Origin of the sequence: Novosphingobium marinum, from assembly GCF_013408095.1 — a bacterium.
Lineage (GTDB): Bacteria > Pseudomonadota > Alphaproteobacteria > Sphingomonadales > Sphingomonadaceae > Novosphingobium > Novosphingobium marinum.
This window is the reverse complement of record NZ_JACBZF010000001.1, coordinates 793,113-806,665: the sequence shown is the minus strand read 5'-3', so window position 1 is coordinate 806,665 and position 13,553 is coordinate 793,113. Positions and strand designations below refer to the sequence as shown.

Annotated in this window: 12 protein-coding genes, 1 tRNA gene and 1 pseudogene; 6 read left to right on the top strand and 8 right to left on the bottom strand. The window is 67.8% G+C overall.

Annotated elements, in window-relative coordinates; translation table 11 throughout:
* Entirely contained in the window at window positions 1–249 is a 249-nt protein-coding gene (locus tag FHS75_RS03865) for a DUF2061 domain-containing protein (RefSeq protein ID WP_229735479.1), read from the top strand.
* Between the two features lie 10 nt (window positions 250–259).
* A complete protein-coding gene (locus FHS75_RS03860) occupies window positions 260–991 on the top strand; it encodes a 3'(2'),5'-bisphosphate nucleotidase CysQ (protein ID WP_179406377.1) in 732 nt (243 codons plus the stop codon).
* Between the two features lie 16 nt (window positions 992–1,007).
* Here the strand turns inward: FHS75_RS03860 and FHS75_RS03855 are convergent.
* The 5 genes from FHS75_RS03855 to infA form a co-directional block, all read right to left on the bottom strand.
* A tRNA-Phe gene (locus FHS75_RS03855) sits at window positions 1,008–1,083 on the bottom strand.
* A 101-nt stretch (window positions 1,084–1,184) separates the two neighbouring features.
* Window positions 1,185–1,343: a DNA gyrase inhibitor YacG gene (gene yacG, locus FHS75_RS03850; protein ID WP_179406376.1), complete on the bottom strand. Its 159-nt coding sequence runs from the start codon at window positions 1,341–1,343 to the stop codon at window positions 1,185–1,187.
* On the bottom strand, window positions 1,340–2,326 hold the full coding sequence (locus tag FHS75_RS03845) for a ribonuclease E/G (RefSeq protein WP_179406375.1): 987 nt from the start codon (window positions 2,324–2,326) through the stop codon (window positions 1,340–1,342). The genes yacG and FHS75_RS03845 overlap by 4 nt, the downstream gene beginning before the upstream one ends.
* Window positions 2,319–2,912, bottom strand: coding sequence for a Maf family protein (locus FHS75_RS03840; RefSeq protein WP_179406374.1), 594 nt, complete (start codon window positions 2,910–2,912; stop codon window positions 2,319–2,321). The genes FHS75_RS03845 and FHS75_RS03840 overlap by 8 nt, the downstream gene beginning before the upstream one ends.
* A gap of 4 nt (window positions 2,913–2,916) precedes the next feature.
* Window positions 2,917–3,162, bottom strand: coding sequence for a translation initiation factor IF-1 (gene infA, locus FHS75_RS03835; protein WP_179406373.1), 246 nt, complete (start codon window positions 3,160–3,162; stop codon window positions 2,917–2,919).
* A gap of 220 nt (window positions 3,163–3,382) precedes the next feature.
* Between infA and FHS75_RS03830 the strand changes: the two genes are divergently transcribed.
* The 3 genes and pseudogenes from FHS75_RS03830 to FHS75_RS18175 form a co-directional block, all read left to right on the top strand.
* On the top strand, window positions 3,383–5,821 hold the full coding sequence (locus tag FHS75_RS03830) for a TonB-dependent receptor domain-containing protein (protein ID WP_179406372.1): 2,439 nt from the start codon (window positions 3,383–3,385) through the stop codon (window positions 5,819–5,821).
* Window positions 5,822–5,850: 29 nt separating this feature from the next.
* Entirely contained in the window at window positions 5,851–7,794 is a 1,944-nt protein-coding gene (gene uvrC, locus FHS75_RS03825; protein WP_179406371.1) for an excinuclease ABC subunit UvrC, read from the top strand.
* Window positions 7,794–7,982: pseudogene (locus FHS75_RS18175) on the top strand (YkvA family protein); the annotation flags it as partial. The gene uvrC and the pseudogene FHS75_RS18175, both read left to right, overlap by 1 nt.
* 111 nt (window positions 7,983–8,093) lie before the next feature.
* On the opposite strand, the gene FHS75_RS03815 reads toward FHS75_RS18175, so the two are convergent.
* A complete protein-coding gene (locus tag FHS75_RS03815) occupies window positions 8,094–9,185 on the bottom strand; it encodes an AI-2E family transporter (protein WP_229735478.1) in 1,092 nt (363 codons plus the stop codon).
* 112 nt (window positions 9,186–9,297) lie between these two features.
* Here FHS75_RS03815 and FHS75_RS03810 point away from each other — a divergent pair, with 112 nt between their 5' ends.
* Window positions 9,298–10,044: a ZIP family metal transporter gene (locus FHS75_RS03810; RefSeq protein WP_179406369.1), complete on the top strand. Its 747-nt coding sequence runs from the start codon at window positions 9,298–9,300 to the stop codon at window positions 10,042–10,044.
* On the opposite strand, the gene FHS75_RS03805 is transcribed toward FHS75_RS03810, so the two are convergent.
* Window positions 10,045–11,226, bottom strand: a complete 1,182-nt coding sequence (locus tag FHS75_RS03805) for a GNAT family N-acetyltransferase (protein ID WP_179406368.1) — start codon at window positions 11,224–11,226, stop codon at window positions 10,045–10,047. It lies immediately after the preceding gene.
* Between the two features lie 139 nt (window positions 11,227–11,365).
* On the bottom strand, window positions 11,366–13,546 hold the full coding sequence (locus tag FHS75_RS03800) for a sodium-translocating pyrophosphatase (protein WP_179406367.1): 2,181 nt from the start codon (window positions 13,544–13,546) through the stop codon (window positions 11,366–11,368).
* Window positions 13,547–13,553 lie beyond the last annotated feature (7 nt).

Sequence of the window (13,553 nt, the reverse complement as noted above, 5' to 3'; positions counted from 1 at the left end):
ATGCTTCTCGGGGGGCGGGAAGCACACCAGCGTTCGTTCGCCAAGGCGCTGAGCTGGCGCGTGCTTGGCAGCGTCGACACCTTCCTGCTGAGCTGGCTGTTCACCGGGAGTCCCAAGGCCGCAGGAGCGATCGCTACGACCGAGGTCATCACCAAGATGTTCCTCTATTACGGTCACGAACGGGTGTGGAGCGCCATCAAGTGGGGCGTCAAAAGCGAAGAGGCCGCTGATCCTGCGGCAAAGATCTGAAGGAAATTCGATGACCGATGCCGAACTCGCGGCGCGCGTTGCGCACGCCGCCGGCGAACTGTTGCTCGCGGTGCGCCGGTCCTCGCTTCTCGAAGGCAAGCCGCTCGGGAATGCAGGCGACGAAACGGCGAACCAGTTCATCTGCCACGCCCTGCGCCACAACCGGCCCGACGACGGCCTGCTGTCCGAGGAAAGCAAGGACACGCAGGAACGCCTTTCGAAGGAGCGTGTCTGGATCGTCGATCCGGTCGACGGCACGCGCGAATACGGCGAGGAGCGGTCCGACTGGGCGGTGCACATCGGGCTTTCCATCGGCGGAGAGGCCGCTATCGGTGCGGTGGCGCTTCCGGGGCTGGGCGTGACGCTGCGCAGCGACGCGCCCGCGCCGCTTCCGCCCACCGGGGAGCCGCTGCGCATGGTCGTCAGCCGGACGCGCCCCGCAAGCGAAGCGGTCGCGGTTGCCGAAGCGATCGGCGCCGAACTTGTCCCGATGGGGTCGGCAGGAGCGAAGGCGATGGCGATCGTCAGGGGCGAGGCAGATATTTACCTGCACTCGGGCGGCCAGTTCGAGTGGGACAATTGTGCGCCCGTGGCCGTGGCAAAGGCGCACGGGCTGCACTGCTCGCGCATCGACGGCAGCCCGCTCGTCTACAACCACCTCGATACCTACAAGCCGGACCTGCTCATCTGCCGGCCCGAACATGCCGGGATGGTGCTGGAAAGGGTCGCGGCGCTGGGCTGAAAGGCCTTGGGAAGAGTGGTGCCCGGGGGCGGAATCGAACCACCGACACTACGATTTTCAGTCGTATGCTCTACCAACTGAGCTACCCGGGCATCGCTGCGGCGACGGTCCTTTTGCGGACCGGCGAGCGGTTGGAGCAGCGCCTATGGCGAAGGCTCGCATGCATTGCAAGCCCCCAACTTCACTTAAAACGTCACTCTTCGGGCGGAGCGGGCGGACCGGGCAGCGAATAGCCGTCGTCGAGCCACTTGAGCAGGTCGCGGTCGCGGCACCGGCTCGAGCAGAAGGGAGCGTGTTCGTCGCTGCGGACCTTGCCGCAGATCGGGCATTTGCGCTGGGGCTGCTTGGTCATCGCGGCACCACTTGGGCAAGGCCGCAGCGGATCGCAAGGTCGGGCCGCGCTTCCGTGCGCACCTCGCGTCCGGTTCGGCGGGCCAGTTCCTCGATCCAGGAAGGCGAGATCGCGCAAAGCGTCGCCGGATGCGCGGCAAGCAGGATCGCGCCTGGATCGGTCAGCGCCTCGGCCTGTCGGAGGAGGAACCGCGCGGCCCATGCGGACGCATCGTAGCGTGCCCTGTGCAGCAGCGAGGGACGTGCCTGTCGCGCGACGACCTGCACGAAGCCGAAGCCGTTCATCGCGGTGCGCTCGTGCGGCCAGTCGCCCAGCGCCCCGGCCAGTGCCTCGTCGACCGTCTTGCGCTCGGCCCGGGATGCGAGCGTCGGGAAGTCGATCCCGATCGATCCGCCGAGATCGAGCAACCGGATCGCGCGCGCGACCGCCGGGACGGCTGCGAGCGCCAGTTTGGCCGGCGGCAACGTCCCGTCGATGTCGATCACGGTCATTCCCGGCGTTGGACCGAGGACAAGCGTGCCGCCGTCGAACGCGATCTCGCCGGCGCTTGCATCCGCAGCGATGTCCGACCAGCAGTCGGGCGAGAACCGGCGGACCGTTGCGACCGGCTCGTCATCGTGCGCGAGCAGCTCCGCGAGCGCCGGGGCCGGACGCAGCGCTTCGCCAGACGGACGCGCCCGCGCATGCTTGCCCCGGCCTGCCTCGGACATGGCCGCGCGTACGATTTCGAGCCGGATCGGCGCGCCTTCGCTCGCTTCCCTGGGCAGGCCCTCGACGAGCAGTTCCTCGCCGCTCGCCATCGCGGTTCCGCGCCGAGAACCGGCCGCGCGCGAGACGAGCACGGCATCGATCACTGCGCCGGGCGAGAGCCCGCCGTGCCAGTCGATTTTCGCGGCGACGGGTTCGCCGTGCCGGAACAGCACCGCGCGGTCCTCGCCGATGCCGCGCTCGACCTGCCAGCCGGTGGCGGCCCGCTCAGCCAATCGGGAAGCCTGCGGATTTCAGGAGCGCGCGGGTTTCGAACAGGGGCAATCCGACGACGCCCGAATGGCTGCCGCTGATCCACGCAATCAGGCCCTCGGCGCTGCCCTGGATGGCGTACCCGCCTGCCTTGCCGTGCCATTCGCCGGTTGCGATGTAACTGTCGATCTCCGCGTCGGAGAGCGGCTTGAAGCGCACGATCGTCTCGGACAGCCTGTCGCGCACGCGGCCATCGGGCGAAGCGAGGGCGACGGCGGAAAAGACCCGGTGACGCCGCCCCGACAGGAGCGACAGGCAGCGGCGCGCGGTGCTCTCGTCCTCAGCCTTGGGCAGGATGCGCCGTCCCAGCGCCACGACGGTATCGCCGGCAATCACGTGCGCACCGTCGCCGGCGATCGCGGCGGCTTTCTCGCGGGCCATGCGCAGGGCGTAGTCGCGCGGGACTTCGCGGTCGCGGGGTGTCTCGTCGATATCGGCCGCGATTACGCGCGCAGGCTCGATGCCGATGCGCGCCAGCAGTTCGCGCCGGCGGGGGCTGGCGGAGCCGAGGACGAGGGCGGGCGCCTGCGCGCCGCCATTCTCCGCCAAGGGATCAGTAGCCCGGAGGGCCGCCGCGTCCGGGCATGAAGCGGTAGGTGATCCGGCCCTTGGTCAGGTCGTAGGGGGTAAGCTCGACGAGCACTTCGTCTCCGACGAGCACGCGGATGCGGTTCTTGCGCATCTTCCCGGCGGTGTGGCCGAGGATCTCGTGGCCGTTTTCGAGTTCGACACGGAACATCGCGTTGGGGAGCAGTTCGACCACCTTGCCCCGCATTTCCAGGAGTTCTTCTTTCGCCATAGGCGATCTGTATCCAGTTCTTCTCTGTGTAACGTCGCGGCGCGCCATAGCTTTCGCCGCCCGAAAAGGAAAGCCTTGCCGTGCGTTGCGGCGAAGTTGCGAGAGTTGGCACGTGCCTGCGACAATTTGTTACGCCAGACTGCTTGCCGATGTCGCGGCGGGCTGGCAACCGCATGGACAGGGAAGGGTTTGTACGAATTCGGTTTCGAAAGGACCCTCCTTGCAACGAATATCCCTGCTGTCGCTTGCGCTGGTGTCCGCGCCGGCACTGGCCCAGCAAGCCCCCGCACCGGCTCCGGAAGACAACCAGATCGTCACACAGGGCGAGGACATCGTCGTCGTCGCGACGCGGCTGCGCGGCCAGGTCGATGCCCCGCAACCGCCGATCCTCACCCTGGACGAGGAGGATGTCGCGGCCTACGGCGCGGCCACCATCGACGACCTGCTCACCGCGATCAGCCCGCAGACCGGTTCGGGTCGCGGGCGGGGCGGCAGCAGGCCCGTGGTGCTCCTGAACGGCCAGCGCGTTTCCAGCTTTCGCGAACTTCGCGGCATCCCGCCCGAGGCGATCCGCAGGCTGGAAGTGCTTCCCGAGGAAGTCGCGCTGCGTTTTGGCTATGTGCCCAACCAGCGAGTCGTGAACTTCATCCTCAAGGACGATTTCTCGAGCACCACGCTTGCCGGCGAATACGACATGCCAACACGCGGCGGTTTCGCCGACTGGGAACTGGAGGGCGGCCTGCTGAGAATCGACGGGCCGAGCCGCCTCAACCTCGAGGCGGAAATCGAGAAGACGACGCTGCTGACCGAGGCCGAGCGCGGCCTTTCCGATCCCGACGAAGCGCCGACCGTGTCCGGCGATCCGGACCCTGCCGCATTCCGCAGCCTGATCGACGAATCGCGGCAGATGTCACTCAACGGAACGTGGTCGACGGGCCTGGGCGAGGAGGGCATGGCCGGCACGCTAAGCCTCAACGGCGCGATCACCCGCACCGACACGCGCGCGCTCTCGGGCCTCGACGCGGTGTTGCTGACCGGTCCCGACGGTACGAGCGAAGTGCGAACGCTGGCAGGGCCGCTCGTCCGAGACGGGCGCACGACCGCCTACCAGGCCGGATTCGCGCTCAACAAGCCGCTGGGCGCCTGGCAGCTTTCGGTTACCGGAGACGGATCGTTCGGCGATGCGCGTACGCTCGTCGATCGCGACGCGGATGTCACCGCGCTGGTCGCCGCGGCGGCGGCCGGAACGCTCGACATCGCGGGACCGCTGCCCGTCCCCGGCAGCCCGGGCCGCGATATCGCGCGCGAGAAGGATCTGGCGCTCGGTACGCTGACCACCCTGCGCGGATCGCCTTTCCGCATGCCCGCGGGCGAAGCGTCCCTGACGCTCGACGCCGGGTTCGACTACGACCGGACGCGCAGCAGCGACACCCGGACAGGGCGGACGACGCTGGTGCTCGACCGCAGCACGATATCGGGCGGCGCGAACCTGTCGCTGCCCATAGCCAGCAAGCGCGAGGACGTGCTGGCGGGCCTCGGCGACGTGACGCTCAACCTGAGCGCGGGCGTAGACCGGCTCTCGGACTTCGGGACGCTGAGCGACTGGACGACGGGCCTCACCTGGAAGCCGACCGGCACCCTCACGCTGCAGGCGACGTACATCGTCAGCGAGGCCGCACCCTCGCTCGGCCAGCTCGGCGGGCCGCAGATCGTCTCGCGCAACGTGCCGGTCTACGATTTCGTCAGCGGAGACACCGTGCTGGCGGCGATCACGACAGGCGGCAATCCCGATCTCGCCGCCGAAAAGCAGCGCGACGTGAAGCTGTCCGCCGAATGGGACCTTCCTTTCCTCGATCGCTCGAACCTCGTGGTCGAATATTTCCGCAACCGTTCGACCGACGTGACCCAGTCGTTCCCCTTGCTGACGCCTGCCATCGAAGCGGCATTCCCCTCGCGGGTCACGCGCGACGCGGCGGGCACGCTGGTCGCCATCGACCGGCGTCCGGTGACGTTCGACGAGATCGAATCGTCGCGGTTGCGCTGGGGCCTCAATCTCTCGGGCGAGATCGGCGGTGGCGACGACGAGGCGCGCGGGCAGCGTGCAGGGCGCGACCGGGGCGAGCGGCAACGCGGCCGGGGCGGTCCGGGCGGCTTCATGGGACGCGGCGGCGACAGGCCCGGACGCTGGAACCTGGCGCTCTACCACACCTGGCGCTTCACCGAGACCGCGACCATCGCGCAAGGCGGCCCGGTGCTCGACCTGCTCGGCGGCGACGCGCTGGCGGCGGGCGGCGTCGCGCGGCATTCGTTCGAGCTGGAAGGCGGCGTCTTCCACAAGGGACTGGGGGCGCGCCTGCGCGGCAACTGGACCGCACCGGTGACCGTTTCGGCCAGCGGCGCTCCGGGTAGCAGCGACCTGCGCTTCGGGAGCGTGTTCGAACTCAACGCGCGTTTCTTCGTCAGCCTCGACCGGCAGGAGAAGCTGGTCGCGAAGTACCCCTTCCTCGAAGGCACGCGCGTGTCGCTTACCGTGGACAACATCCTCGACAGTCGCCAGCGCGTGACCAACGAGGCGGGCGAGATCCCCTACGCCTACCAGCCCGCGTTCCGCGACCCGCGTGGACGCGTGATCGGGATAGACATTCGCAAGATGTTCTAAAACCGGGCGAACGCGCCTATCTGGCAGGCATGGACCGCACACCCGCAGGCAGGCCGCACGATCCGAAAGGCTCCGAGCGTTTCAACGAGACGCGCGCGACCTACACCGTGCGCGGGTCCGAGCAGCCCGACATCGAGAAGGGCGTGGCAGTGATCCGCGACACCGTGCGCACGCTTTCTCCCAAGCCGGGCGTCTACCGCATGCACGATGCGCGCGGCGACGTGCTTTACGTGGGCAAGGCGAGGGCACTGAAGAACCGGGTGGCGAACTATACGCAGGTCGATCGCCTGCCGACGCGGCTGAAACGCATGGTCAGCCAGACCCGCTCGACCACCATCGTCACGACCAATTCCGAAGCCGAGGCGCTGCTGCTCGAAGCGCAGCTCATCAAGCGCTATCGCCCGCCGTACAACGTGCTTCTGCGCGACGACAAGAGCTTCCCCTTCATCCTGCTTCGCGCCGACAACGATTTCCCGCGCATCATGAAGCATCGCGGCGCGCGCAAGGCGAAAGGCAACTATTACGGTCCGTTCGCCAGCGCCGGATCGGTCAACACCACGATCAACGCGCTGCAGAAGCTGTTCCTGCTGCGCAGCTGCACCGACAGCTTCTTCTCGCGCCGCGACCGGCCCTGCCTGCTCTACCAGATCAAGCGCTGCTCGGCCCCGTGCGTCGGGCGGATCGACAAGGACGGCTACGGCGACCTCGTGCGGCAGGCGAAGGACTTCCTCGGCGGCAAGTCCTCGGCCGTGCAGCGCGAGATCGAGGCGCAGATGGCAGAGGCGTCGGAAGCGCTCGACTTCGAGCGCGCGGCGATGCTGCGCGACCGGTTGCGCGCGGCCACATTCATCCAGGGCAGCCAGGCGATCAACGCGGGCGGCCTCGGCAATGCCGACATCTTCGCAATGGCGAGCAAGGGCGGGCAGATCGGCATCCAGGCTTTTTTCATCCGGGGTGGCCAGAACTGGGGCCACCGCGCCTTCTTCCCGACGCATACCGACGGGCTAGGCGAAGAAGAGGTATTCCAGAGCTTCCTCGCCCAGTTCTACGAGGAAGTGCCGCCCGCACGCTGCATCCTGGTAGACCGCGAGTTGCCCGAGGCCGGATTGCTATCCGAAGCCTTGCAGGAGGCGGCGGGGGGCAGGGTGGACATCTCCGTCCCGCAGCGCGGCGACCGGCGGCGGCTGATCGCGCAGGCGAGCCGCAACGCCGCCGAAGCGCTCGACCGGAGGCTTGCCGAAAGCGGCACGAAGGCGAAGATCCTGCAGGAGGTGGCCGACGTCTTCGAACTGCCCGAACCGCCGCAGCGGATCGAGATCTACGACAACAGCCACATCCAGGGCGCGAAGGCTGTCGGCGCGATGGTCGTGGCCGGGCCGGAAGGTTTCCTCAAGAACCAGTACCGCAAGTTCAACATCAAACGCGCGCAGACGAACGACGATTTCGGTATGATGCGCGAGGTCATGGAGCGCCGCTTCTCCCGCGCGCTCGAAGAAGATCCGGACCGTGACGGCGGCCTGTGGCCCGATCTCGTCCTGATCGACGGCGGCAAGGGCCAGATGAGCTCGGTTCGCGATACGCTCGAGGAGCTGGGCATCGAGGACGTGCCGCTGATCGCCGTCGCCAAGGGGCCGCATCACGGACGCGAGGGGCGCGAGGTCTTTCACTTCCCCGACGGGCGCGAAAAGACGCTGCCGACGAACTCGCCGGTGCTGTTCTACCTCCAGCGCCTGCGCGACGAGGCGCACCGCTACGTCATCGGCGCGCACCGCGCCAAGCGCAGCCGCGCGATCACGGCCAGCCCGCTCGACGAGATACCGGGCATCGGCCCGGCGAGGAAACGCGCGCTCCTTCTCCATTTCGGCACCGCCGGAAAGGTGCGCGCGGCCAGCCTCGAGGACCTGCAGCGCGCGCCGGGCATATCCGAGGCGGTGGCGCAGACCGTCTACGATTTCTACCACCCGGCAGGTTGATGCTGGCGCGGCTGCGGCATATCGCGCGCATCCTGAAGCGCGATGTGCTCGCCCTGTGGATCGCGGGGCGCGACCCGCGCGTGCCCCTCGTCGCCAAGGTGCTGGCGGCCTGCGTCGCCGCCTACGCGCTTTCGCCCGTCGACCTGATACCCGATTTCATCCCGGTGCTCGGCCTGCTCGACGACCTGCTGATCGTGCCTGCCGGCATATGGCTGGCGGTGCGCTCGATCCCCGTCCCGCTGATGGCCGAGTTCCGCGAGCGCGCGGCGGCGGTGGCAAGGCCAGCGGAACGGCGCGGGCTACTGATCGTCCTTGCGCTCTGGGTCGGAGCCGTCGCGCTTGCCCTTTTCCTCTGGCTCGAACTTGCCGACGACGTCCTCGCCAAGGACTTCGGGCAGGTAGAGGCGGCGCAGCAGCGTGAAGCCGACCACCATCAGCGCGGCTGAGAAGAACAGTCCGTAAAGCCCGGTGATCGCGCCGATCGCGATGATCGCGAACAGCGTGATCGCGGGCGGGATCGAGACCACCCGCTTCTGCACGTAGGGCGTGATGAAGTTCGTCTGGATGATCCGCACCACCGCATAGGTCGCGAACGCTCCGGCCAGCGTTCCCGGTCCTTCGGTGGCGGCGAGGCCGAGCGCGGGAATCATCGCGACGGTCGGACCGATATAGGGAATGAACTCGCTCAGCCCGGCAAGGAGGCCAAGCGCTGCGGCCGAGGGCACTCCGGCCAGCCACAGCCCGACACCGACGAGCACGCCCATGGTGGTCATCAGGATGATCTGCGCCTGCAGCCAGAGCCGCAGGTTCGATCCGGTATCGTCGAGCGCTTCGGCAAAGACCTCGCGCTTGTCCTTCGGGACGAGGTAGAGCAGGCCGCGCTCGTACGATGTCGGGTCGGCGGCGAGGAAGAACGATCCGACCACGACCAGCAGCACGTTGAGCAGGAGCGTCCCTGTGCCGGTCACCAGCCCCGAGATGTCGTTGGCGACGCGCGACCCGGCGTAGGCCTGCTCCACCGCATCGAAGATCTTCGCTCCCACCGGGGAGCCCGACATGAGTTCCTCGATCTCCGCGATGATCGTCGGAAGCTGCGTCACGAACTGGGCGATCTGCTGGCCGAACTGCACGGTGAACAGCCACACCAGGAATGCGATCGCCGCCAGCGCGCCGAGCATGCCCGCGATCACCGACGCGCGGTGCGGCAGGCCCCTCCGCTCGAAGAACCGTGCCAGGCTGCGGATCGCGATCGCGCCAAGCACCGAACCGAAGGCAAGGATCAGGATGTTGAAGGCCTGATAGAGCGCGTAGAACGCCAGGCCGATGACAATCAGGATGAGGACGCGGCGGATGAACCGCGCGTCGGACCGGTCGGGGGAAAGGCGTAGCACGCCTGAACAACGCAAAAGCGGCGGATTGGCTGCAATGGCGGGCTCCGGGCATTGCGTCGTGCGCATCAATCAGCCCGCTTGTGCATTTGCATGTCACCATGGACGTGCGCGCGTGAATCCGGGGCAGGGCCTTGTGTCGATCCTGCTGATGTCGCTCCTGCCGGGGCTGGGCAATGCGCTCGGCGTCGCTCTGGCCGAATGGCGCCAGCCTGGGCCGAAGCTGACCGGGGCCGCGCTCCACGCTGCGGCAGGACTGGCCACGGCGGTCGCCGCCATCGAGCTGATCCCGCGTGCGCAGGATCGTATCGAAAGCTGGCTGATCGCAATCGGGGTCGTCGTCGGGGCGATGGTCGCGCTCGGCATCGCGAGAGTTACGAGAAAGGTCAGCGACAAGTTCTCGCGCGGCGAGCAGCGGACCGCGATCTGGGGCGTCTACATGGTCGTCGGCGTCGACCTGCTTTCCGACGGGCTGATGACCGGGAGCGGCGGGGCCGTTTCGGCAAGTCTCGGCCTGCTCATCGCCCTGTCGCAAGTGGTCGCGAACATGCCGGGTGGTTTCGCGGTCACCGCCAACTTCCGCAAGGCCGCCGTGCCGCGCTCGCAGCGGCTGTGGATGGCGGCCGCCTATCCGATCGTTCCGCTGGTCGCCGCCGCGGCGGGCTATCTTTTCCTGCGCGAGGCGTCGGAGCAGTGGACCGGCTTCGTGCTGGCGATCCTTGCCGGCCTCCTGCTGGTCGCCACCATCGAGGACCTCGTGCCCGAGGCCGACGAGCCGGGTGCGCCCCGCAAGATTTCCAGCCCCGCTTTCGCCGGGGGCTTCGTGCTGCTCCTGCTGCTGTCCGCCTATGTGGGTGCGTGACTATCGGGCAAGCACCCTTCCGCCTTTCGCGCGGCGTGCCTCGACCGTGCCGATCGCGCTGAACAGCGATTGCCGCGCGCCGCCGCCGACGGCGACCGAGACGCTGCCGATCGCCCGCCGTTCGCGCCAGATGTGGTCGATCATCGGGTGGTCGGCCGAGGCGCAACTGTCGCTCCACGCGATGTCCTCGTTCGCCAGCACGGCAAGGTTTTCGCGCTGGAGCAGCACACCCGGCGAAAAGCGCGCATAATCCTCTGCGAAGGCGGTTTTGTACGAAAAAGCGCCGGGTGCGGCAAGAAACGTGGCCAGCATCGCAATCGGTTTCCCGTCGAGGAGAAGCGAGAGCCGTTCGAGACGCCCTCGCTCTGCGGCGCCTGCAAGCGCGTGCTCGAACAAGGCCCGCGTGCCCGGATGCGAGGCCATTGCCGATCCGGCCCTGCCTTTCCAGCCCGAAGCTTCCAGCGAGAGGAAGTCCTGCGTCCATTCCACTATGCCGTCGGAGTCGGTCCGCCCGTCGAACCGGGTATCCCCTTCTTCGCGCAGGCGTTTCGTCTGGCGGCGCAGTTCCTTGCGCTTCTTGCCGGATATCGCCGCTTCGAAATAGGCTTCCGGCGACAGATGCGAGGCCAGCAGGGCCCGTTCCTCGCACCGGACGATGGCGGCAAAGCGCGACTGTGCCCGCACCACGGCCTGCAACGCTTCGAACAGCCTCCCGCCAAGCGGCATGGCGGGCAGGTGAAGGAACAGGCTTGTGCCCGGCACCCTGTCCAGATGCTCGAGCAGCGCCTCCCAGAACGCTTCCTCGGCCCCCCTGGCGACGAGCGGCGCGCCAAGGAAGCAGTTGCCGTGCATCCACGTTGCGCGATTGGGGAGCGGGTGGCGGTAATGCCGGGCCTTGCGGACCATGGGTATCAGACCCGAAAGCCGCCCTCCGAGCGCGAAACGAACGATCTCGACGCTCCCGTCGCGATCGAGTGCGCGCAGCGAGGGCAGGAGGTACCAGGATTCGAAGAAGGGATTGGGTTCCGAGGCCGAGAGCGCAAGCGCATCCCATGCCGCGTTATCCTCGTCCAACTCCTGCCAGGGCAGCGCTTCGATGGTCTGCGTGGCGGGAGAGCCGGGGAGGGACACGCCCGCGACGTGCACGGCGCTTCCGTCCCGGCAGATCGGGCCTTCGATCATCGGTTGCAAGCTCGCGCGCGGGTCATCGCACACATGCTTAACGCCGGAGCGCCAAGGAATTGCTAACGGCGGATAAAAGAAAGCCCTGCCCGGACGGTCGGTCCGGGCAGGGCTTCATGCCTTTACGGCGCGTCCGGGGTCAGCCCGCGGCGCCCGTCGCCAGCGCGGCCAGAAGCAGCAGCGCGACGATGTTGGTGATCTTGATCATCGGGTTGACGGCCGGACCGGCGGTATCCTTGTACGGATCGCCGACGGTGTCGCCGGTCACCGCGGCCTTGTGGGCTTCCGAGCCCTTGCCGCCGTGGTTGCCGTCCTCGATGTACTTCTTGGCGTTGTCCCACGCGCCGCCGCCCGAGGTCATCGAGAGGGCGACGAACAGGCCGCCCACGATAACGCCGAGAAGGAGCGCGCCGAGCGCGGCGAAGCCGTTCTCCTGGCCACCGACGAGCGATATCACGAAGTAGACCACGATCGGCGCGAGCACCGGCAGCAGCGAGGGAACGATCATTTCCTTGATCGCCGCCTTGGTGACGAGGTCGACCGTGCGCGCGTACTTGGGCTTCGAGGTGCCTGCCATGATGCCCGGATCGTTCGCGAACTGGTCGCGCACGTCCTTCACCACGTCGCCCGCCGCGCGGCCCACCGCGGTCATGCCCATCGCTCCGAAGAGGTAGGGCAGCAGCGCGCCGAGGAGCAGCCCGACGATCACGTACGGGTTCTCCAGGCTGAAATCGACATCCAGCGTCGGGAAGAACTCGGCCAGGTCGGTCGTGTAGGCGGCGAACAGCACCAGCGCGGCGAGCCCCGCCGAACCGATCGCGTAGCCCTTGGTCACGGCCTTGGTCGTGTTGCCGACCGCGTCGAGAGCGTCGGTCTTCTCGCGAACGCTGTCATCGAGGCCCGCCATCTCGGCGATGCCGCCGGCGTTGTCGGTGACAGGGCCGTAGGCGTCGAGCGCGACGACCATGCCGGCGAGCGCCAGCATCGCGGTCGCGGCGTAGGCGATGCCGATCAGGCCGGCGAGCTGGTAGGCGATGACGATACCCGCCACGATGACGAGCGTCGGCAGCGCGGTTGCTTCGAGGCTGATGGCAAGGCCCTGGATCACGTTGGTGCCGTGGCCCGTTTCCGATGCCTTGGCGATCGACTTCACCGGGCGGTATTCGGTGCCGGTGTAGTACTCGGTGATCCAGATGATCAGGCCGGTGATGGCAAGGCCGAGCATCGAGCACCAGAACAGGTCCATGCCGGTGAACCCGCCGATCTGCGCGGCGAGGCCTTCCTCGGCAAGCGGCGCGCCCGCGTCGACATTCTGGATCTCTCCGCCGATGACCGTGTTCATGTCGCCGAGCGCGAGCTGGGTGACGAACCAGATCGCCGGGATCGAAAGGATCGCGGTGACGAGGAAGCCCTTGTACATCGCACCCATGATCGACTGCTTCGAACCGAGGCGGACGAAGTAGGTGCCGATGATGGAGGTGAGGATGCACGAGCCGCCGATCAGCAGCGGTAGCGCCATCAGGCCCGAAAGCTGCGCGACGTCGGCCAGCAGCAGCGCGGTCAGCACCATCGTGGCGCCGACGGTCACGACGTAGGTCTCGAACAGGTCGGCGGCCATGCCGGCGCAGTCGCCGACGTTGTCGCCCACGTTGTCCGCGATAACGGCGGGGTTGCGCGGATCGTCCTCGGGAATGCCCGCCTCGACCTTGCCGACGAGGTCGGCGCCGACGTCGGCGGCCTTGGTGAAGATGCCGCCGCCCAGACGCGCGAAGATGGAGATCAGCGAGGCGCCGAAGGCGAGGGCGACCAGCCCGTCGACGACGGTGCGGTCGTTGCCGCCCACGGTGTAGCCCGCAGGACCGGTCAGGACCCAGTAGAACACGGCGATGGCGAGAAGCGCGAGGCCCGCCACCAGCATGCCGGTGATGGCGCCCGCGCGGAAGGCGAGGGTGAGGCCTGCCTGCAGCCCGGTCTGCGCCGCCGCGGCGGTGCGCACGTTCGAGCGAACCGAGATGTTCATCCCGATGAAGCCGGCAACGCCCGAGAGGATCGCGCCGATGGCGAAGCCCGAAGCCGAGACCGGCGTTCCGCCGTGCGGCACGTCGAGGAAAACGTAGACGAGTATCATGACCACCACGCCGACGATGGCGATGGTGGTGTACTGCCGCTTCAGGTAGGCTTGCGCGCCTTCCTGGATGGCTCCGGCGATTTCCTGCATCGTTTCGTTGCCCGCCGCTGCGCCGAGCACCTGTCGGCTCGTGACGAAGCCGTAAACCACGGCAAGCAGGCCAAGAATTATCGCTATCGTGACTAGACTCACGTAACGC

Bases quoted from the DNA above. Each gene is read 5' to 3' on its own strand.
- FHS75_RS03865 (WP_229735479.1), top strand. From the start codon at position 1: ATGCTTCTCGGGGGGCGGGAAGCACACCAGCGTTCGTTCGCCAAGGCG.
- FHS75_RS03860 (WP_179406377.1), top strand. From the start codon at position 260: ATGACCGATGCCGAACTCGCGGCGCGCGTTGCGCACGCCGCCGGCGAA.
- yacG (WP_179406376.1), bottom strand. From the start codon at position 1,343: ATGACCAAGCAGCCCCAGCGCAAATGCCCGATCTGCGGCAAGGTCCGC.
- infA (WP_179406373.1), bottom strand. From the start codon at position 3,162: ATGGCGAAAGAAGAACTCCTGGAAATGCGGGGCAAGGTGGTCGAACTG.
- uvrC (WP_179406371.1), top strand. From the start codon at position 5,851: ATGGACCGCACACCCGCAGGCAGGCCGCACGATCCGAAAGGCTCCGAG.
- FHS75_RS03805 (WP_179406368.1), bottom strand. From the start codon at position 11,226: ATGATCGAAGGCCCGATCTGCCGGGACGGAAGCGCCGTGCACGTCGCG.